The following is a 19,731-nucleotide window of genomic DNA, read 5'->3' as shown; positions in this document are numbered from 1 at the left end:
GGGCGCAATAAGCGTGGCCTACCCCCCTGATGGGGGGGATAATGAGCGTACGGACTGGATTTAAGGAGTAATCGCGGTATGGCTTTTTTACCCTCGGCGGATGATTCACTGACAGCGTTTGTTCATCAGGAACCTTTACGTTTCACCGGGACGCTGCCGCTTATTTCCACGCGCTTTACGCCGCCCCGTACGCCGGAAAGCCTGCTGTCGCGGGAGCGCCTGCTGCAGCGCCTCGACGGCGCCGTTTCCCGCCGTTTAACCCTGCTGCGCGCGCCCGCCGGGTTTGGCAAAACCACCCTGCTGGCGCAGTGGTACCGGCACCGCCTTCGACAAGGGGATGCGCTGGCCTGGCTGAGCCTTGAAGAGGACGACAACGCGCCGCTGCTGTTTATGCGCTATCTACAGGAGGCGCTGCGGCCGCTGTGGCAGGGGTGGAGCCCGTCGTTTCTGCATCTGTTACAAGGTGAGCTTCCGGCCGAGCTCCCCCTGTTCTTTGCTGAGCTCGTTAATCAGCTTAATCAGTGCCCGCACCCGCTGTACCTGATCCTCGACGACTATCAGTGCATCAGCGACCCGGCGATTCATCAGGGAATGAGCTGGCTGCTGCACCATGCGCCGCCGGCGCTGCATCTGCTCATCGGTAGCCGTAGTCAGCCGCCTTTAGCCCTGAGCCGTCTGCATATGCAGGACCAGCTGCTGGAGGTCTATGATCCGGAGCTGCGCTTTAACCCCAGCGAAGCCCGCGCTTATTTCGCTGGCGCGTCGGGGCTGGATCCGCAGGCGATCCCCCGGCTTATCGCGCTCACACAAGGGTGGGTCGCGGGAATGAAAATGGCCGCGCTCTCCCCGGACGCGTCTACGGCGATGGGCTTCGGCGCCGGCTCGCGGTCAATCTCCCGCTATCTGGATGAAGTGATTTTCGCGCCGCTGCCGCCCGAAGTATTCGACTTCCTGCTGCATACCTCCGTGCTTAATCGCCTGCATCCGGATCTGTGCGATGCCGTCTGCGGCCGCCATAACGGCGGCGAGATGCTGAGGTGGATAGCGCAGCACAATCTGTTTCTTTCCGCGCTGGACGACAGCGGCCGCTGGTTTCGCTATCACCCGCTGATGCGCGACGCGCTGCTGCATCGCCTGCGCCACGGTGGGGATATTGATATTCGCCAGCTGCACGATCGCGCCAGCGCCTGGTTCGCCGCGCAGCAGCTGTGGGCCGAGGCGATACGCCATGCGCTGGCCGCCGGAAAATCGGCGGCCAGGGATGCGGAAGCGGGCGCGCAGTCTCTGGCGGAGGAGGGGGATATCGATACCCTGGTGCAGTGGATACGCTACCTGCCAGCCAATCTCGACCCGTCGCGCATCGAGCTTCAGCTTAATCTGGCCTGGGCGTTAGCCCACCGCTTCCGGTTTAGCGACGCTCGCCAGCTGCTCGACGCCATTGAGACGCAATCGGCGGCGCATGGCGGGGCGCTGGCCCACAGCTCGTGGGTGAAGCTGCGGGTCGTTCGCGCGATCTGCGAAGCCTTTGCCGACAATATTGCCCGCAGTATCGCTATTGTCGAACCGCTGCTGCGCGAGGTGCCCTGCGGCGATATCTGGGTTGATGGCCTGGTGTGCAACATCCTCAGCTACTGCCATCTGGCGGACTCCCGGCCGCAGCAGGCGCTGGAGGTGCAGCAGCGGGTATCCGGCGTCAGCGTTGCTAACCGCAACCTGTTCGTGACGGTCTACCGGGCCTTTGTCATGGCGCAGAGCTATTTGCGCCAGGGGAATCTCGCCGAAGCGGAACGTCAGGCCGCGGGGGCGCTGCGCTATGCGGAGCAGCATACCGGCGAGAACGCCAGCAGCGGCGCTACCCTGGCGCCCATTCTCGCCGAGATAGCCTGGGAGCAGGGGAAGGGCGAGCAGGCGCAAAGCCTGCTGGTTCCGCGTCTGGAGACCATCGACAACTTCTGTCCGCCCGACGGCCTTAGCCGCGGCTATATCATCCTGGCCCGTCAGGCCCGTGAAATGGGGAGACTGGCGGAAGCCGAATCACTATTACTGCATGCCGAAGGGCTGGCGGCCCAGCGCGGCTGGCTGCGGGCGCAGGCTCCGCTGCTGGCGGAGCGGATTGCCGTTGCCCTTCACGCGGGCGACAAACTGGCCGCCGACGCGCTGCTGCTTCGCCTGCAGACCCTTAGCCAGACGGAGGCTGCCGGCGGATATATCGCGCTCAGCCAGAGCCGTCTCCTTATCGCCGCCGGCGAACCGCAGGCCGCCGCCAGGCTGTTGGATACGCTGGCCGGCGTGCGGGAAACCAGCGGCGAGTGGCTATTCGCCGTGCGTTTGCGGCTCAAACAGGCGCTTGCCCTCTGGCGTGCCGGCGAGCGGGAGCAGGCGATGGCTGTCTGCCGACCGGCGCTTGCGCGCGCGCTGCGTCAGGGGCTGTGGCGCAGCCTGCTGGAGGGGAGGGAAGAGATGGCTGCGCTGCTGGCGGAGATGCACAAGCGCGGCGCGGCGGATGATGCGCTGACCGCCGATATCGTCGCTTTGCTGTCCCGCTTCGCCGCCGCCGGTATCGTGATTGATACGGCGCGTCCGCAGCCGCCCGCGCTGCGGCTGACTGAACGGGAGCAGCAGACCCTGCGTTTAATTGCCAGCGGCCATTCCAACAAGGGCGTGGCGCGCGAGCTGGGCATTTCGGCGGAAACCGTCAAATGGCACCTTAAGCAGCTGTATGAAAAGCTGCAGGTGAAGGGGCGCATCCAGGCGGTAAACCAGGCGCGCGAATGGCGCCTGTTAAGCTAGCGCGATGGGGCGTTCTCGCTCAGCGCCGGGCCGCGATAATCGCCGCCCAGCGCTTTAATCAAGGTGATATCGGTACTGAGCCGCTGGGCCTGGATATCCAGCAGCAAAAGCTGCTGCGCGATGGCCGGGCGACGCGCCTCCTGCGCCGCATAGTAGCTGACCAGCCCGCGCTGATGGTGCGCGCTGGCGCTGCGGGTGGTCACCATCGCCGCCGTCACTTTCTGCTGCTGCAGGGCGACCTGCTGGTTCAAATCGTTCAGCTGGCTCGAGCTAATCGCCACGTCGCGCACCGCGTCCAGCACCGCCTGGTTGTACTGCTTAATCAAAATATTGCTCGCCGTACGCGTCGATTTCAGGTTGGCGTTTAAGCGCCCGCCGTCAAACAGCGGTAAATAGAGCCCCGGCAGTATATTGATCTGCTGGAATGAGGACTTAAACAGATCGCCGACGCTCAGCGCGTTGTAGCCCCAGAAGGCCTTGATATCAAAGTGCGGGTAAAAGGCCGCTTTTGCCGCGTCCACCTGGCTCATGGAAGCGCTAACGTAGCCGCGCAGCGCCTGCAGGTCAGGGCGGCGGGCCAGCAGCTCAAACGAGAGCGAGTCCGGGAGCGTTTCCTGCAGCGTCGGCAGCGCCACGGGGTGAATCTCCGGCATGCTATGCGCATCGGCGCCGATCAGCGCCCGCAGGGTTTCCCGGTACTGCGTCAGCGTCCCCTGCGCCGTAATCACCTGCTGCTGCGCCGCCAGCAGCTCCGCCTGGGCATTGGCGACATCGACGCTATCCTCGACGCCGCGCGCGGTACGATGCTCGTGCGCCTGCACCGAGAGGCGGGCGATAGCCTCCAGCTGGTTGAGTAATTCGATTTTCTGAAAAGTTGCCTGCATCGCGAAATAGAGCTGAGCCACGCTGCTGGCGAGATCCAGCTCGATACCGGCGGTCTCCGCCTGGCGGGCGTTCTTTTCGCCAATCGCGGCGGCGACGCGGGCGCGGTCGGCGCCCCATAAATCGATATTCAGCGTCGCTCCGACGCCGACCGTGTTCAGCGTGTACCAGGGGCCGTTTTTATCCACCGGCAGGGAGAAGGAGTAGGGCCAGGTAAACTGTTTATTGGTTACCCGCAGGCGGTTTTGCGCCGCCACGGCGGTGGCCTGAACGCCCATTGCCGACTGCGCCAGCTCAACCGTGGACTGCGATTGCGAAATACGCAGCCGCGCCGCCTGCATGGTGGGGGAGTTCTGCAGCGCGCGATTAACCAGCATATTGAGCTGGGGATCCTGATAGCCTTCCCACCACCGCGCCGTCGGCCAGCCGCTGTTCGCCAGGTGGATCACCTGCGCCAGCTCGGCCTGCTGCGGGTTGACCAGCGGTACCTGGCCGGGATCGTCCTGAATTAACGCGCAGCCGGCTAATTGCGTGAGGGCGAAGGCAAGCGCCAGGGAGCGCCAGACGCGCGGAAGAGGAGTGGTTTTCGTCATGATCGGGTTGCCTGTCGCGGAATAACGGAAGACGCAAGCGGCCACGTGGGCAGCGCGGCCAGCGCATTGACCAGCGGCGCGCCGAACGGATTCGCCGGATCCGGCTGCTGCGCCTGAACGCGCTCAACGGTATTTTGCTGCGCATCGATATCGCTGGCGTAGGCTTCAAGCCGCCGGGCGCAGCGGGCTAAAAAGGTATCTTCCGGCGCGGCGTAGAGGCGATAGCCTTCGCTGAGGCGCAGGATCTCCTCTGCCTGACGAAAGGTTGCCCGCGCCGGCCAGCTTTTGGCTTCCGGCCACGGGTGCGCATAGGTTCCCAGCGGCTCGGCGGCCACCCGGTTGATTAAGGTTTCGCTCTCGGTCAGCGCGGCAAACAGCGGTACCTGCTGAACCTCATCGTCGCGGGCGGCGAGGGTTTTCGCCAGCTGGCGATACAGCTGGGCCAGACGTGCTTTCAGCTGCGGCGCTTCGCTATCGGGCCATAAATAGAGATGAACAATGGAGGAAACCAGTACGCCGAGCAGGATGCCGATAACCCGGTCGCGCAGCTCGGTAAGGTTGCTGAGCGGGCCAAACCAGCTCAGGAATGCCAGCGCGAAGGTAAAGCCTATCTGAATGCCGGCGTAGGCGATGCGCTCCGACCCCGCCGCAATCCACGCCGCCAGCGCGAAGACCGGTAGGGTCATCGCCAGCAGGCCGCTCAGCGAATCGGTCCAGGGCTGCACAAAGACGATCAGAAGCAGCGCAATCAGCGTGGCCAGCAGCGCGCCGCCAATGCGTAGCCACGTTTTCTGCATGGTGGCGCCCAGGCCCGGCTGGGCGACGATCACGCAGCTCAGCATGATGGTGTGGATGCCCTGCCAGTCGGCGGCGGTGTAAAAAACGTAGCACAGCAGCGTCGCCAGCAGCGTTTTCAGGGCAAAGTGCAGATAGGCCGGATTGGACCACGCGTCCGGCAAAAGCAGCGGCGCTTTTTCCACTTCGCCCTGCGGCAGCGGGATGGTTTCGCCGCGCGCCAGCCGCGCCAGAACCTCGGCGATTTCCTGCAAAATGGCGCTGTTGGCGCCGTCGCGCGGGACAATCAGCGGCTGGACCTCCGCCGCCGCGGGCAGATTATCCGCCAGCGCGTTAAGCTGGCTGGCTATCCGCCGACGCGCATCGGGATGGTCGTCGCCCGGCTGGAGCAGCGCCGTCAAATGAGAGCAGCTCAGCGCGGCGGCCATCAGAGACTGCCAGGCCTGCGGGCTGGCGGCAATCTCCGGCGTGGCGCGCGCGGCCTGCTGATACAGGGACCGCAGTTGGTTAAACTGCCCGGCAATCTCGGTAACGGTGGGCGGCGGCGTGCCATCGTCCGGCTGGCTCAGGCGCCGCGCCGTCTGGCGGAGCATCACCACCAGCCGGGCTTTGAACTGATAGCCGGGAAAGGCCTGCTGGAAACAGGCGTTGACCAGCAGGGTCACCAGAATGGCTGTGTTGATCGCCACCCATAGCCACAGCAGCAGGCGCACCAGAATTTCGCTCTGGCTGGTCATCGACGGGAAGGTCTGGGCGTAGATGACCGCCAGCGCCACCACGAAAAACGCCAGCCCGAGCTTGCCGAGCACCCGCATCAGGTAAATGGCGCAGAAGAACAGGATCACCGAGGCGACCAGGCGGATCAGCGGATAGTCATAGGTCCATTTGATAATCAGCAGCACGCCGCCCAGCGCGACGCTGACGGTCACCACGAAAACCACGCTCACCAGTTTGATCATCAGGACGTTCGGCTGGCTGACGTAAAACACCACGATCAGCGCGACGGCGAGGAAGGGAATATGCAGCGTCATAAACAGCACAATCAGCACCGCGCAGCTGAGCGTCAGGCGCAGGGTGTAGTTCGCCCGCCCCGGCGCATCGCGGAGTTCCCGGGTCAGAAAGGGCCACAAGCTCTGCATGCCGTCTCCTTATTGCGGCTGCAGAACGGCGCTGGCGGAGGCGCCCATACGAAACAGGTTCGGGTCGGGGTCTTTAACGGCGATTTTGACCGGGAAGCGCTGGGAGACGTGGACCCAGTTGATACTCTTCTGGATCACCGGCAGGCCTTCAATCACGCTGCCGCCGTCGGGCAGAACGCCGGTGCCGACCGAGTCGACTACGCCCTCGAAGGCGCGACTGTGGTTGGTCATCACGGTGATTCTGGCCGGAACGCCGGGCCGCACGTTTTTTAAATCGGTTTCGCGGAAGTTCGCCACCACGTACCAGTGGTCGTCATCAAGCAGGGTAAAGACCGGCTTCAGGGCCGAGGCGTACTGGCCGATCGTGGTTTTCAGCGCCACCACCACGCCGTTAAACGGCGCGCGGACTTCGGTAAATTCGAGGTGCAGCTCGGCCAGCGCAATTTGCGCGAGGATGCCCGCCCGCTGCGCCACCATGGCATCGACGCCGGTCACGGCGGCGGAAGCCTGTTTGGCCTGCAGCAGGGTGGCTTCCAGCTCGGCGCGCGCCGCTTTTTCTGCCGTTCGCGCCTGATCAAGATCCTCCTGGGAGGCAAACCCCTGCGGTACCAGCGGCTCAAGGCGAATGCGTGAAGAGGTGGTTTGCTTAACCAGCGCTTTAGCGCGTTCAACGGCGGCGCTGACCGACTGCGCGTTGTACTCCTGCGCTTTGATCGTGCGCTGAGTCAGCATAATCTGCGCATCAAGCGTGGTCAGCCGCGCTTTGGCATCATCAAGCATCGCCTGGTAGGGGCGCGGGTCGATGCGGAACAGCAGGTCGCCTTTTTTTACCCGCTGATTGTCGCGAATCGGCATCTCGACGATCCGCCCGCTCACTTCCGGCACCACGTCGATGGTGTCGGCATAGACATAGGCATCGTTGGTTTCCGGCGAGGTTTGCAGCTGCCAGATAACCAGAATCAGCGCCACGATAGCGGCGAGAACGAGCGCCAGCAGGGGCCATTTTTTGCGGATAACGCTTGAGCGGGATGAGGTCATAGGTATCTAGTTTACGAAGAGCAGGAACCACAGAATCGTGGCGAACAGGAACATCAGCGCCAGATAGCTGAAGACCAGCGGAGAAAATCGCGACTGCCATCCTTTACGCACAATCAGGATATGGCAGGGAATAAGTAACAGCGCGGCGCCTGTTAAGCAGAAAAACCAGCCCGGGAATGCGGCGCCTAATACCGGAATCGCCGGGGATAATGAGCAGCCGGAGAGCGTAAATAGCAAGAATAAGAGCGTAGGGCGCGGCAGCTTTACAATGCGATTCAAGACTGAATACCTGAGTGCTCGGGTTAAGGTGAAATGAGTGTAATCTCCCTACCGGGGAAATAAAAGATAGATATAACCGAAGCGTCTGTATTTCATCGATAAACAGAACATTTTCTTTGGATAACGAGTGTATAGAAAATCATTCATTCTGCATTAATGGCGTGAGGCCGCTGGAATATAAATTTCGCCCGTCGCCGATAGTCAGCGGTTGTTGGCAGGGCTATGCTTAGAGCCAAAGCTAAAAAAATAGTCAGAACTGAGGCAATGTCATGGATAAAGAACTACTGGAAGCGGGCTATCGCGCCTATACCGGCGAGAAAATCGATGTCTACTTTAACACCGATATCTGTCAGCACTCGGGTAACTGCGTGCGCGGTAGCGCGAAGCTTTTCAACCTGAAACGCAAACCGTGGATCGTCCCGGATGAAGTGGACGTGGCCACGGTGGTTAAGGTTATTGATACCTGCCCGAGCGGCGCACTAAAGTATCGTCAAAAATAAGCGAGGAAATGATGGAAATACTGGAAGGTCATAACAAGTTTTACGTCAATGACGCCGACGGGAAGCAGGTGGCGGAAATTGTTTTTGTACCCACGGGCGAGCACCTCAGCATTATTGAACACACCGACGTCGACCCCAGCCTGAAAGGTCAGGGGGTGGGGAAAAAGCTGGTGGCGAAAGTGGTGGAAAAAATGCGCGGCGAGCAGCGTAAAATTATTCCGCTATGCCCGTTTGCCAAACATGAATTTGATAATACTCGCGAGTACGACGATATTCGCGCCTGAATAAATGCGCCAGCATGCTGGCGCAACAATTTGAGTCGAGAGCTGGCGGCCGCGTATTGTAGCGTCTTCTGTAAGCTAAATCGTTACCAACCATATGGCCGGGGAAAGGTTATAAGCCATCGGCAGCCGGGGCTGTTGCAGCAAGAAATTACTGATAAACAAATGTCACCCCAATAATCGATTGAACGTTGCCGGCGGTAACCTGGCCGCTGGTTCGGGCATAATTAGCGATCAGCCCGAGATTGACCGGTGAGGTGCCTACCGTTCCTAAAGAAACCTCTTTATTGGCTGAAATAACGCTGCTATTTCGGGTTAGCTGAATGCCGATACCTTGAGCCGCCGAAGATGACGCGGTATTGGTAAAAACGGAATTGGCTGCGTCCGCGGTGGTGCCAGAGAGGTAATAACCCAGCGCCTGATTTTTCGCGCAGTGTACCGTCAATGGAATCGCCGTTGAGGCGGGGTAGTTGGGAAGATTAACCGTGACGCTGCGGGATGAGACATCACAGCCGCCGGTAGGCACAATGACGTCATTATTCGCATAGATATTCCATGTAAAACGTGCCTGATACTCGCGGGTATCATTATGAACGTTGGTACCGACATGAAGCATAACCAACCTGGCGATTAATGAGCCCGACTTGATGACAACTCCGGAAGCGGCAGAGACTGGAGTAAGATAAAGCATCGCATTCCAGGGAACAAAATTACCTGAACGCAAATTGTAGCTTGCCGTACTCGAAGTCAGCGGGAAGTTATAGCTTGAGCCATAGTACTTCAGCGATCCGGTAAAGTTAGCAAGCAGGCCGCTGTAGGATGAGCCCAGCAGTATGCTTGTAAAATCGTTACGGTCTTCTGGAGTGTCATTCTTACAAAATATGGATTGAGATAAGTCCACGACGAGGTTTTGGCCAACCCCCAGGGACGGCTGTAAATTAACATAGACGTTTGTGGACTGATCGCCGTATAAGCTGTCCAGGGTCACGCCCGTAGCGTCATAGCAGGTAAAGGCGTGAGCAGCCGTAGAGTAACCTGCTACTAATGATAAAATACAAAAAATCTTGTATATCAGCTTCCCAATCTTTGACGTGGTCTGATTTTGATAATTCATTTATTTCTCCTGATTCAGGCGTAGGTATAGGTGACGTAAATCACCGCCTGGATCGTTCCTTGAGTCGCGCCTCCGTTGACCGTCAGCGCCCTGACCTTGAGAGGAAACCGGGTTGATTGCGTTGAATCATCCACCTGCACCTCTTTTCTCGCACCGGTGTTCAGCGTGTTTCCGCCTTCATCCTGTAGCTCAAGCTGGATATTGCGGGCGGTACCCTGGTTTCTGTAGTAACCCGTGGCGTCCGCCGAGCCGCTGAAGCTGGCGGTGACCCGCGAGGTGCCGACCGGGCAGTTGCTTAAATCGAGCTCGGTACTGTGCCAGGCCGACGCGGAACCTGCTGATACCAGGCTGAAGGTATAGAGTTCCCCCAGATCGACGCTGGCGTTAGTGGTGGAAACGGTACAGGGTTTGGCCACCACTTTGCCGTTAACGGTAATAGTAATGTCGGTGGCCTGCAGCACCGGGGAAAATGCGGTCAGCGTGATTGCCAGAAGCCACCCGGCATGAATCCATTTCATCAGAGCCTCCGTTTACTGGAATTCGAGCGTGAATGTCGCGGTAGCACTAACGTGCCCGGCGGTGACCGGCACCCGGGTGGTCATCAGCCGGGCGTAAAAGTTCAGCGTGTTGGTCCGGCTGGGGGTCAGAATAGTCCACGGGATTGCAGACGACGCGGCATTAAGCGGCAGCGCCGTCTGCTGCGCGTCAAGGATCTGCACGCCCATCCCCGCCGCCGCTGAAGTGCCGCGATCGAGCTGTAACAGGTCGGTATTGATGCTGTCGGCAACGCCAACAAAGCCGACCTTCACCGAGGTGACCGCGCTGCCGCAGGGCGACAGCACAATGCGAAACGGCACCAAAGGCGTTGTGGCTCCAACCCTATGCAGCTGCTTCGTGGCGTTATCCATCAGATCGACGGTAAAATCTTTCGACTCACCCGCCACGGCGCAGGCGTTATCGCGAACGTAGCCGCTGATGGTGATGGTGCTGTCCGCCGCGCTGGCGTTGGTAATCACCAGCGACAGGACGGCGCTCAGCAGATAAAAAGGTATTCTCATCATCATGACTTCCTTAACGGCAGACTGCCGACAGCTGGCTCAATGCCTGGTTCTTACTTTCGGACGGCAGGCTGTAGTCAGCCTCGCAGCTGGCGTTCGGACCTTCGCCCCATTTCGCCAGGACTTTGCCGGCCAGCGGCATCCCGCTTAGATAGACCTGGCCGTTATCGGCGACGATGCTGCTGCCCTGGCTACCGGCCGGGGTGACCAGCGCGCCGAAGGGAACCGGCTTTCCGTTATAGATGAGCGACATCAGCAGCTTGAGCCCGACGTGGGCTTTAAACTCCGCACGGGCAATCGCGCCATGGGTCGGGACGACGCTGACAACCGCATCGTCCAGGTCGACGTTATCGGCCAGGCTGTTGGTGTCCAGCGCCACCCGGTTTTCCCGGTATTCGGTGGCGTAGGGCAGCACGGCGTAGCCGCGCCAGTCGGTCTGAACCCCGGTCTGGTTTTCCACTTTGACGTTGTCTGCGCCGGGGGCTTTGATCAGCACCACCGTGTCGTTCATCGGCTGGCTCAGGGTGACGCCGTCGGCGTGGGCCAGCACGCCGCCGCTCAGGCCGTAGTACAGCTGTTTGATACCGTCGCTGCGGCTGTAGCCGACGTTGGCGTTGCCGTAGCCGCCGCGGTAGTTCAGCGCCGCGTAGCCGGTGCCGCCGCTGTTGCCCTCACCGCCGCCGGCGTAGCCGGTCTGCATGCTGTAGCTCAGGTTGTTGTCCTCCAGCAGCGTGCCGTGCAGGCCCGCCAGAGTGCTCATCCGACCATGCAGATCGTTTGACATGCTGCTACTGGCGCTGGCGTGCCGCCAGACTGATTTGCTGTCGGAACGCAGCCAGTGGCTGAACGGAATATTGACGTTGACTGCCAGCATCTGGTCGCGCCCCTGCTGCCAGGCGTTTTTGGTCAGGCTGTAGCTGAGCGTCCAGTTGATATCATTGACGGCGGTGTTCAGCCCCGCCTGGAGCTGCTGATCGGCCTTGCCGGTGCCCCAGTAGGTCTGATGACTGCCGTTCAGGTAAAGAGTCGCAGTACGCCCCAGCTGCTGGGTGATGCTGGCCTGTATTTTGCCGCGCTTGTTGTAAGCGAGGTTGTAGTAGTCGGTGAACGTCGGCTTCACTTCAATCACCCCGTCCTGGGTCGCGACGTTGTAGCCGCTCATCCGGCTGTAGGTGGTATCGGCGAAGCTGAAGTAGCCGTGCGTGGAGTAGCGGTAACCCACCAGCTGAATATTGGTGCCGGTATCCGTCAGCGACTTGTTATAGAGGAAGCGGACCGACTGACCCTGGTGATCGCTGTCATCGGGCAGGGTGGCATTGGCCTGGGTGACATCCAGCGACAGCGCCCCCTGCTCCCCCATGTTTTTCCCCACGCCGAGGTTAAAGGCGTGGTAGCGGTCCGCCAGCTGGGTGCCGCCGTACAGCGTCCAGCCCGCCGGGAGTCCTTGCAGCAACGTGCCCTGGAAGAATTTAGGTTTCTCCTGCTGATTGTTGCCGCTGCGGTACTCGCCGGCGGTGACCGTATAGCGGGAGTAGCCTTCGCGCTGGAGCACCGGAACGGAAGAGTAAGGGACGGTGAACACCTGACTGCTGCCGTCGGCCTCTTTGATGGTGACCTGTAGATCGCCGCTATTACCGGCCGCATAGAGATCGTTGATGGTAAACGGGCCGGGCGGTACCGTGCTCTGGAAGATCTCATACCCGTTCTGTTTAATCGAGACCTGGGCCGTGCCGCGGGCAATCCCGTGAATGACCGGGGCGAAACCCTTCTGGCTGTCCGGCAGCATATTATCGTCGGAAGCTAACTGCACGCCGCGGAAGTTGATGCCGTCAAAGATATCGCCGTTGGTGTAGCTGTCGCCAAGGGTCAGGCGCGAGCGTAATGGCGTAACGTCTCGCTCCAGCCAGGTGTTAATGTGCTGCCATTGATTTTCGTTGTTTGCGGAACCGCTGCTGTAGCTCCAGGTGGTGTTGTCGCGCAGGCGCCAGGCGCCCAGATTCAGCCCGCTCTGCAGGTTCAGGTACGCGTAGTTGCTGCTACCGCCGACGTCGTTATGCACGGTGTTGCCGGTGAAGTTGTAGTTCAGCAGTAGCGCATTGATACCATCATCCCACAGCTCCGGAGGAATGCTACCGCGGGCGCGGTTGCCCATAAATGCCTGAGGAATGGTGAGGTAAAGACGTTGTTGAGCCACATCGAAACGGATCGTCATATCCTCGATCATCTCAAGTAAGGGGACGCAGCTATCGGCGGGCAGTTCCCCCAGCCCTGCGATTGAAGAGGTGCTGAGGCCCATGCTGGCCAACTGCCCGCGGGTAAGGCAGGGCAGCAATCCTTTACCTTTATCTCCGGCATCAAACGTGACGTCGCGGGTGGTCATATAACCGTCATTGAGATATATATCCACACGGTAGGTTCCCGGCGGTATCTCTTGTCCATTTTCAAAACCGGACAGATCCGCTACGGCGGTAGGATCGTCTGACAGGAACCGTGGATTGAAATAAAACTCTGCCTGCGCAGAAAAAGCCTGTGAGGTGAGTAAAATAAAAAGGGGAATCCTGGCCAGGATGCGTGTTGAGCGCAGGTTATTGCGTCGAATGCATTGTGAGCCCAAATGGTAAAGTCCATATTTCAAATATGACATAGTCCCTCCGGTCTAAAATCGCCGGCTGTCAGTTCTTTTTATTTCAAGCGATAGCGTTAACTATTGCCTTAAGTTATTGTGTTTTACCCGTCATTTTCGGGGTCAGCGCGCCATAATCATTAATTGTCCGGTAGGTAATTTCGCTACCTGAATCGGACGGTAATTTGACGGAGGTCTCTCCTAAAGGCGGCACCAGCGCATTTTCCAGTACCCGTTTTCCAGCATTAAGCTCGGTGACCGTCTGGTAGTACGGCGTTGGATTGCTAAGCGTGAGAACATTTCCATTACGACGAAATGTTAGTTTTTCTGCAGCCTGATCTGGCGAGAGCGCCAGGTTTGCCGGGCGATAATAGAGCTTGATACGGCTGATAATTGCCAACTGCAGGGTATTATCATTAAGCTTTGATTTATCCATTGAAGGAATAGCTTTAACATTGATCCAGAAAAGCGTTTCCCGATCCTGCGGTAATTGATTGTTAGTGGCATCGATAATTCGCAGAGTATTTTCTTTTTTCCCCTGCATAGAAAATAACGGTGGGGTGATGACAAAATGACCATCTTTACTCCCGTCATTATTCTCGATCCATGACTGAATCAAATAGGTGCTTTTCTCGTCATTATTAGTGACGGCTAGCTGGACCTGTTTGAGTTCAGCTGGATAAATAACTCGGGTTGCCCCTAAAGCCACGCCCGCTTCAGCGGAGGAAGTAAAACTTGCCAGGACAGTCATCATCATGCCTGCCAGCAGGCCACGTGTCATTTTCAGCTTATTTTTCACATATATTCCTTGTGTATTCACCGTTATTTCCCTTTTCGGTAGGTTGGCAGGCCAGTTATTGATAGGTTAAAGAAAATGAGGCCTGCGCATTTGCGACGCCTCCAGTCACCTGTTTTCCTGTGGCCCGATACTTTGCAACGAAATGGAGAGTGGTAGGCCCGGAATAAATTTGCATCCACCTTCTGGGAGGGTGATTGAGCGGTATGAGGCTGTTATCTTTGTCGAATAGCGCGATACCTATACCTGTAGCAATCCCCGGTCCTTCACCAATCGAAAGTACGTCTGGATTCTTACCGTCTGCGACCCCTCTGAACGCTACGCCAACATGCCGGCTAACGGTGGTATTACAGTCCTGCAGATGAATATCGAAAGACACAGGGGAGGTATCCTCGCCGGCTGAGTGAAATCGGTTACTGGAGATCTGTCCCATATTGACGATCATCTGCCTATCCCCGGCTTCTACCCGGCAGGATTCAGCGATAATTTCTCCCTGAAAACGCATATTTCCACCGGGTAAAGTGACGTTCCACCGATTACCCGCCAGGGCGAGTGGCGGTAGCAGAAAAATGAACAAACCTAATCTCATTTTATGCATCGTGATCGCTCCAGTTGTTTAGTGAAAAACGGGCCATCCTGGCCCGAATTGCTTCCTTGCCAACAAATGGATTATTCGTACTGGACTTTAAAGGTCGCGTCAGCGTTAGCGATACCGGCAGTGGCTGCACCGGTTGCGTAGTAGCGAGCCTGGAACGGAATGACGTTAGTGCCGTCGTTCAGGGTAGACGCCTTGCTGAAGGTTGCGCCATCCAGTGCCAGCGGGGTACCGGTGCTGTCGAGGATCTGTACGCCAACGTTGGTTGCGCTGCCCGCAGCGGAGTTCTGCAGTGCCAGTACGTTTGTATTGGTGTTATTAACCGCAGTACCAGAGAACGCAACAGACGCTTTAGTTGCAACGGTGGTGTCACATTCATCCAGCTGGATATTGAAACCAACGGAAGAGCTGGTGCTGCCAGCGGTAGCCAGTTTTGCTGAACGCACCTGACCTAACATAACGGTTTGATCGAGAGAACCGGCATCTACCGCACAGGCTGCGTTGACCACTTCCCCTTTAAAATGCACGGTGCCGCCGTTTACGGTGGTGGTTGCGGCCAGAGCAACGGTAGAACTCAGGGAAAGAGCTGACAGAGCAACGATAGCCAGTGTTTTGATTTTCATGTTGTTTTCCTTTAAACATTATCGATATTACGAACCGTTGTTGGCAGTCGTTATGCCTTCCAGGCACTCCATTTTTAGCCGATGGTCCGACTGCCGGTTCTTCAAAGTTTTTACCTGACTGATGTAACAGTTAGGACCATTTTGACTCATTGAAATAAATGTCTTGTTTTATCGCTTTTCATTTTTTTAAGCGGGTTTTTAATCTGTTTTTTGTTGTTTTCTTGGTTCTTTATCGTATGTGGTGAGGTGGGGAAGGAAAACAAACAAGCTGATGATGAGAGTCGATGGAAAAGTGAATATGCTGAAACAGGAGGAGGAATACCATAAATGGTGGAGGGTAATTTATTTATAAATCAGGTGGTTATATTTATTTTGCCAAAAAAGAACATATTTGAGTTGCAGAATGTTTCAAAACTTTTTTATCATACGGACAGTTTGGTCCTAATTGACCCATTCGTTTTTCAAAAAAAAAGAAAAAAATCAATAAATTAGCCACAAATTATTGATTGTATAAATTTTCAGCTAATAAGTTTTTTCTCTCCCATAATCCAGCGAATCGAGCAGCGTTACTGGCGGTATATCGTACTGTGTGGCGAATGTTACGATGACCGAGATAATCCTGTATCAGGCGGGTATCCGCTCCTCTCTCTGCCAGTTCGTAACCACAGGCATGGCGTAACATATGCGGATGGGTAGGCGTAGCGGTGCCGGCAGCGATACCTGCGCTTTTAATGATGCGGTAAGCCTGTTGACGGGAAAGTCGGGTGCCGCGGCGCGAGATGAACACCGCATCGCTTTTATCTGCCCTATACCAACTGGCGCGAATCTGGCTCCAGCATTCAAGCGCGTCACGTTCATCAAAACGCAAGGGATGCACCGTGGAGAAGCCGTTCTTCAGCCGACGGATATTGATGCGTCCTTCATTGAGATCAAAATCCCGATAATGCAAATCAAGAAGTTCACTGATGCGCATACCATGGCGAAACGCTAGCAAGATAAGGCAATAATCGCGTTCGCCGGTAGGGCCATGACGTACAGCTAACATCATTGCCTGAACTTCTTTAGCTGTAAGAAAACGACGTCGATTCATAATGTATCACTCCTGATATATGCATGTGGGCGGATGTCGCGGGACAAATCATCAGCATGCGTCAGACGCACCGCAATAAAGCCGAAAATTATCTGCGCATATACCCGTCATACTTCCAGTTGCTTGTGCGTTGGCAATACTCGGCCTCCTCCTTACGCGGCCAGCGCAAGCGCTGTGCAAAACGGTTAACCGTGTTGTCCTGCAACGCGATTTATTTAGGGTATATAAATACGGGTTACTGAAGCTGTGATAAGTTCAAGCTGACAAATTTGTCACCCATAATGTTTATCGATTTTTATTTGATATCACAAGAGACGCGCAGTCCCCCTGCTATCAGGTTATTAAAATTAAAGGAAAAATAATTAAATCTGATGGGTTTGAGAAATATCTTACTTAAATATTTTGCATTACAGCAAATCAGTGCGGAAAGTCATAATTATTTTGCAATGTAGTTATGTGTGTGACTGTTTTGATTTTAATAGTAACGAGTGGGTATGTGTTGGCGCTAAAGATGTATTCGCTGCGTACGGAAGGATTTCGACGCCGTAATCGGCGTCGAAGAGAAGGGTTATAAAATAACTCGCCTTTTTTTATCGCGGGCGCTATCCCAGATACCATAGAAACGACCGGCATTGCTGGCGGTATACCAGACGGTATGGCGAATATTTCGATGTCCGAGATAGTCCTGAATCAGACGGGTATCAATGCCCATGTTGGCCAGAGCAAAACCACATGAGTGGCGAAGCATATGCGGATGGATTTCAATTGGCAGGCCGGCATTGCCACCTGCGACTGAGATAACATGATAAAACTGCTGCCGCGATAAAGGATTTCCTTTACGTGACAAAAATAACCATTCGCTGTCTGCCTGCGGATAGGTTTCCCGAACAGTCAGCCAGCTTTTTAATGCCTGAATTTCTTTATTAATTAGTGGGTGGGAGGTTGAGAATCCTCTTTTCAGCCGGTGGACGTAGATACATTTTGACTGAAGATCGATATCTGAGACCCGCAGACGGCAGATCTCACTGGCGCGTAGCCCGTGAATAAAGCACAACAACGTCAAACAGTAGTTACGTGTGGCGTGAGCTCCTGTGTTCGCTGCGGCTAACAGTGCCTCAATTTCGTTTTGCGTTAAGAAATTCCTTTTCGTATTGCCTGTATTGCTCTTCATAATGTCCCTTTTATTACGCGATATGGGGCTAGCATCCAGCTAACAGTCATTTAACTAATGTATACCGGTCATACTTCCACTTGCTTGCGCATTGGCTTCTGAGTGACTCGTCGTCATCCATGATGACCTTGCCCTTACGGGCTTTCGCTCACCCCCGTTACTGACTCCAGTAACTCCCGGGGACTCGCCTTTCAGCTTCACCCCGTCGGGGTCAGCCTAAGCGCTATTCAAAACGTTTATTCACTTTGTTCAGTAATTCGAATTATTTAGGATATATATTATTACTCCATTTTATTGCTTGAACATGAATGTTTAGATTGGTTTTTTTCTGCGCGTGAAATCAATATTATTTCGGATAAGAATATAATGAATCTGATTTATATCTCGGAGCAGAAAATGACGTCCAGCCAGTAAGCGTAAGAGTTGGTGGCATAAAAGAGTTGTAGCCGCTTGAGTTACGTACAATAGATATTCTTTTATTATGCTACTTCACATGCTTCTCATGATTTATTTGTTGTATTCAATTTGCGAGGTGAATTGTATCATTTGTTATGGTGTGCTGTTTGTTTATATCCATTTTTATGATGCTGGCATGTATTTGAGTCTCAATCCCAAAAATGCCGTTGGCTTGCTTTTTGATTTATTAATTGTTGAAAAATCAATAAGTTAAATTGTTTGATGTGAGGGTTTTCCTGGAACCAACTCAGTGCGAAGATAATATATCTTTTTTACTAAAGAGAAACTACAACACATGTTAAACAAAACTAAAAAAGCTGACTGAAGTAAACCAATTTCAACATTTAAGAGAGAGGGGGAATTACGTATAACTACGTAATGGATGAGAAGGATAGTAGAGATGTTACATGTATCAAATAGCTGTACATAATCAAAGATTGGCATATGCATATTCACATATAAGCTTTAGCTTCGGCACAACAACGAATAACACTGAGTGTGAGATCTGATCTCACACTCTGGCTATTTGGTTAAGTCAACTCTCCGTAAATCAGGATGGAGGCGGTCAGAATCATAATAGAGCCGGATAGCATACTAATTAAATACGCCACATGAGGGCGGGTTGTTAAAATAGCGCGTGAACAGTATCCAACGACCAGGTAAACCAGTGTGCAGGTTAACAGATGTAAACTGCTGAGTATCAGCATTTGCTGCGTAACCGACCAGCTTCCCTGGGGGTCGGTAAACTGCGGCAGGAGGGCCAGAAACAGAAGAAAGACTTTTGGATTCAGGCCGCTAATGCATAATCCCTTAATCGCCCAGCGATTCCAGCTGCCCGCGCTGTGCTGCTGGGTATCAGGCATCGGCGGATGGCGCAAAATAGCGATCCCCAGCCACATCAGATAGCCCGCGCCCAGCAGCGTGAGCGTCGATAGCGCCAGCGGATGATTGGCGATTAACACGCCGATTCCGGCGATGACGATCAGCGTGGCCAGCAGGTGGCCAGACATGAGTCCGGCGACGGCGGGTATCACGCGCCGTCCGTTGATCCCCGCGCTGATGGTATAGGCCCAGTCAGCGCCCGGCGTGATGATCAGCAGAAAGGAGACCAGCCAAAAGCTGGCGATAAAGCTCATTTCCATGGACGGCTCACCTCTGCGTGCTGACGGCAATTTCTCATCATTTTCCCTCGTTAAGCGGCGGTTATTTGAGGGAAAGAATATCGAGTTTATTGCGCAATGAGCTTTCAATGTTATGCTTTAAGGCGTTCTTCTGAGGGAAAATCTTCCAAATGGATAGCATCGATCGAAAAATTCTTGCTGAGCTACAGGCTGACGGACGGCTGTCGATAACCGAGCTGGCCGAGCGGGTGAATCTCAGCCTTTCGCCCTGTCATCGACGGCTGCGGACGCTGGAGCAAGAAGGCGTGATTACCGGCTATCGGGCTAATCTGGATCCGGCCAAAATGGGCTTTAACTTTTTGGCGATCGTCTTCGCGACGCTAAAAGAGGGCGATAAGAAAGCGGTAAGCGCGTTTGAGGAGGCTGTGGAAGAGATACCGCAAATCGTGCTGGCGCAGCGCCTGTTTGGCGATCCGGACTACCTGATGCACGTGGTAACCCGCGATCTCCCGGCGTTCCAGAAACTGTATGATGACAAACTCTCGGCAATGCCCGGCGTGCAGCACCTGCGGTCGACGCTGGTGATGAAAACGGTTGTGCAGGATCGCCCGTTTCCGCTCGGTAAGGGGTGATTATGCCACTCTGCGATCAGCTCCCGGGGGCGGCGCAAAGCGCCTGCCCGGGCTACAGGTTAACAGCCGTCCGCGGGCCGGTAACCCGGACAGATGCGTAAGCATCGCCTCCGGGAAATTCAGCTACTCTGCGCTCTGCTCCCCGGTCGCGGCTA

The 19,731-nt window shown here is 55.7% G+C and carries 18 protein-coding genes; 4 read left to right on the top strand and 14 right to left on the bottom strand.

Annotated elements, in window-relative coordinates; all coding sequences use genetic code 11:
• Positions 1-78 precede the first annotated feature (78 nt).
• Positions 79-2,790, top strand: a complete 2,712-nt coding sequence (locus tag ABLU67_RS08325) for a LuxR C-terminal-related transcriptional regulator (RefSeq protein WP_102803219.1) — start codon at positions 79-81, stop codon at positions 2,788-2,790.
• Here the strand turns inward: ABLU67_RS08325 and ABLU67_RS08320 are convergent.
• From ABLU67_RS08320 to ABLU67_RS08305, 4 genes are read right to left on the bottom strand one after another with little or no spacing between them, the layout of a single operon-like run.
• Positions 2,787-4,265 carry an MdtP family multidrug efflux transporter outer membrane subunit gene (locus tag ABLU67_RS08320; protein WP_348852243.1) on the bottom strand — a complete coding sequence of 493 codons (1,479 nt, stop codon included), beginning with the start codon at positions 4,263-4,265 and terminating at the stop codon, positions 2,787-2,789. The genes ABLU67_RS08325 and ABLU67_RS08320 overlap by 4 nt on opposite strands.
• Positions 4,262-6,199, bottom strand: a complete 1,938-nt coding sequence (locus tag ABLU67_RS08315) for an FUSC family protein (protein ID WP_064358904.1) — start codon at positions 6,197-6,199, stop codon at positions 4,262-4,264. The genes ABLU67_RS08320 and ABLU67_RS08315 overlap by 4 nt, the downstream gene beginning before the upstream one ends.
• Before the next feature lie 9 nt (positions 6,200-6,208).
• On the bottom strand, positions 6,209-7,237 hold the full coding sequence (gene mdtN / locus ABLU67_RS08310) for a multidrug transporter subunit MdtN (protein ID WP_014226708.1): 1,029 nt from the start codon (positions 7,235-7,237) through the stop codon (positions 6,209-6,211).
• 6 nt (positions 7,238-7,243) lie between these two features.
• Entirely contained in the window at positions 7,244-7,516 is a 273-nt protein-coding gene (locus ABLU67_RS08305; protein ID WP_014226707.1) for a YtcA family lipoprotein, read from the bottom strand.
• A gap of 269 nt (positions 7,517-7,785) precedes the next feature.
• Here ABLU67_RS08305 and yjdI point away from each other — a divergent pair, with 269 nt between their 5' ends.
• Complete coding sequence (gene yjdI, locus ABLU67_RS08300; RefSeq protein ID WP_004134525.1) at positions 7,786-8,016, top strand: 4Fe-4S mono-cluster protein YjdI; 231 nt, start codon at positions 7,786-7,788, stop codon at positions 8,014-8,016.
• Between the two features lie 11 nt (positions 8,017-8,027).
• Positions 8,028-8,300, top strand: coding sequence for a GNAT family N-acetyltransferase (locus ABLU67_RS08295; protein ID WP_014226706.1), 273 nt, complete (start codon positions 8,028-8,030; stop codon positions 8,298-8,300).
• 148 nt (positions 8,301-8,448) lie between these two features.
• Here ABLU67_RS08295 and ABLU67_RS08290 read toward each other — a convergent pair whose 3' ends face one another.
• The 10 genes from ABLU67_RS08290 to ABLU67_RS08245 form a co-directional block, all read right to left on the bottom strand.
• Complete coding sequence (locus ABLU67_RS08290; RefSeq protein WP_048260354.1) at positions 8,449-9,411, bottom strand: fimbrial protein; 963 nt, start codon at positions 9,409-9,411, stop codon at positions 8,449-8,451.
• Positions 9,412-9,425: 14 nt separating this feature from the next.
• Positions 9,426-9,929 (bottom strand): fimbrial protein, encoded by a 504-nt coding sequence (locus ABLU67_RS08285; RefSeq protein ID WP_048260352.1) that lies wholly within the window; start codon positions 9,927-9,929, stop codon positions 9,426-9,428.
• 12 nt (positions 9,930-9,941) lie between these two features.
• Positions 9,942-10,472 carry a fimbrial protein gene (locus ABLU67_RS08280; protein ID WP_102803217.1) on the bottom strand — a complete coding sequence of 177 codons (531 nt, stop codon included), beginning with the start codon at positions 10,470-10,472 and terminating at the stop codon, positions 9,942-9,944.
• Between the two features lie 10 nt (positions 10,473-10,482).
• Complete coding sequence (locus tag ABLU67_RS08275) at positions 10,483-13,113, bottom strand: fimbrial biogenesis usher protein (protein ID WP_348852242.1); 2,631 nt, start codon at positions 13,111-13,113, stop codon at positions 10,483-10,485.
• 73 nt (positions 13,114-13,186) lie between these two features.
• Entirely contained in the window at positions 13,187-13,873 is a 687-nt protein-coding gene (locus ABLU67_RS08270) for a fimbria/pilus periplasmic chaperone (RefSeq protein ID WP_029946879.1), read from the bottom strand.
• Between the two features lie 73 nt (positions 13,874-13,946).
• The gene (locus ABLU67_RS08265; protein ID WP_025106047.1) at positions 13,947-14,486 is read right to left on the bottom strand and encodes a fimbrial protein; all 540 of its coding nucleotides are present in this window, start codon (positions 14,484-14,486) and stop codon (positions 13,947-13,949) included.
• A gap of 71 nt (positions 14,487-14,557) precedes the next feature.
• The gene (fimA, locus tag ABLU67_RS08260; protein WP_025106048.1) at positions 14,558-15,106 is read right to left on the bottom strand and encodes a type 1 fimbrial major subunit FimA; all 549 of its coding nucleotides are present in this window, start codon (positions 15,104-15,106) and stop codon (positions 14,558-14,560) included.
• A 499-nt stretch (positions 15,107-15,605) separates the two neighbouring features.
• Positions 15,606-16,196, bottom strand: coding sequence for a tyrosine-type DNA invertase (locus ABLU67_RS08255; RefSeq protein ID WP_025106049.1), 591 nt, complete (start codon positions 16,194-16,196; stop codon positions 15,606-15,608).
• A gap of 568 nt (positions 16,197-16,764) precedes the next feature.
• Positions 16,765-17,367: a tyrosine-type DNA invertase gene (locus ABLU67_RS08250; RefSeq protein ID WP_025106050.1), complete on the bottom strand. Its 603-nt coding sequence runs from the start codon at positions 17,365-17,367 to the stop codon at positions 16,765-16,767.
• Between the two features lie 986 nt (positions 17,368-18,353).
• Complete coding sequence (locus ABLU67_RS08245) at positions 18,354-18,965, bottom strand: LysE family translocator (RefSeq protein ID WP_025106051.1); 612 nt, start codon at positions 18,963-18,965, stop codon at positions 18,354-18,356.
• A gap of 149 nt (positions 18,966-19,114) precedes the next feature.
• Here ABLU67_RS08245 and ABLU67_RS08240 point away from each other — a divergent pair, with 149 nt between their 5' ends.
• The gene (locus ABLU67_RS08240; protein WP_014226704.1) at positions 19,115-19,576 is read left to right on the top strand and encodes an Lrp/AsnC family transcriptional regulator; all 462 of its coding nucleotides are present in this window, start codon (positions 19,115-19,117) and stop codon (positions 19,574-19,576) included.
• Positions 19,577-19,731: the final 155 nt, after the last annotated feature.

Source organism: Klebsiella sp. GN_Kp190, assembly GCF_040061795.1.
GTDB classification, from domain to species: Bacteria; Pseudomonadota; Gammaproteobacteria; order Enterobacterales; family Enterobacteriaceae; genus Klebsiella; species Klebsiella michiganensis.
Note: the sequence above shows the minus strand (reverse complement) of the source record. Positions and strands in the feature narration are given on the sequence as shown.

Coding starts and splice junctions, on each gene's coding strand:
- ABLU67_RS08255 (WP_025106049.1), bottom strand. CDS start 16,196: ATGAATCGACGTCGTTTTCTTACAGCTAAAGAAGTTCAGGCAATGATG.
- yjdI (WP_004134525.1), top strand. CDS start 7,786: ATGGATAAAGAACTACTGGAAGCGGGCTATCGCGCCTATACCGGCGAG.
- fimA (WP_025106048.1), bottom strand. CDS start 15,106: ATGAAAATCAAAACACTGGCTATCGTTGCTCTGTCAGCTCTTTCCCTG.
- ABLU67_RS08240 (WP_014226704.1), top strand. CDS start 19,115: ATGGATAGCATCGATCGAAAAATTCTTGCTGAGCTACAGGCTGACGGA.
- ABLU67_RS08315 (WP_064358904.1), bottom strand. CDS start 6,199: ATGCAGAGCTTGTGGCCCTTTCTGACCCGGGAACTCCGCGATGCGCCG.
- ABLU67_RS08245 (WP_025106051.1), bottom strand. CDS start 18,965: ATGGAAATGAGCTTTATCGCCAGCTTTTGGCTGGTCTCCTTTCTGCTG.
- ABLU67_RS08270 (WP_029946879.1), bottom strand. CDS start 13,873: ATGACACGTGGCCTGCTGGCAGGCATGATGATGACTGTCCTGGCAAGT.
- ABLU67_RS08295 (WP_014226706.1), top strand. CDS start 8,028: ATGGAAATACTGGAAGGTCATAACAAGTTTTACGTCAATGACGCCGAC.
- mdtN (WP_014226708.1), bottom strand. CDS start 7,237: ATGACCTCATCCCGCTCAAGCGTTATCCGCAAAAAATGGCCCCTGCTG.
- ABLU67_RS08320 (WP_348852243.1), bottom strand. CDS start 4,265: ATGACGAAAACCACTCCTCTTCCGCGCGTCTGGCGCTCCCTGGCGCTT.
- ABLU67_RS08290 (WP_048260354.1), bottom strand. CDS start 9,411: ATGAATTATCAAAATCAGACCACGTCAAAGATTGGGAAGCTGATATAC.
- ABLU67_RS08250 (WP_025106050.1), bottom strand. CDS start 17,367: ATGAAGAGCAATACAGGCAATACGAAAAGGAATTTCTTAACGCAAAAC.
- ABLU67_RS08325 (WP_102803219.1), top strand. CDS start 79: ATGGCTTTTTTACCCTCGGCGGATGATTCACTGACAGCGTTTGTTCAT.
- ABLU67_RS08265 (WP_025106047.1), bottom strand. CDS start 14,486: ATGCATAAAATGAGATTAGGTTTGTTCATTTTTCTGCTACCGCCACTC.
- ABLU67_RS08285 (WP_048260352.1), bottom strand. CDS start 9,929: ATGAAATGGATTCATGCCGGGTGGCTTCTGGCAATCACGCTGACCGCA.
- ABLU67_RS08280 (WP_102803217.1), bottom strand. CDS start 10,472: ATGATGAGAATACCTTTTTATCTGCTGAGCGCCGTCCTGTCGCTGGTG.
- ABLU67_RS08275 (WP_348852242.1), bottom strand. CDS start 13,113: ATGTCATATTTGAAATATGGACTTTACCATTTGGGCTCACAATGCATT.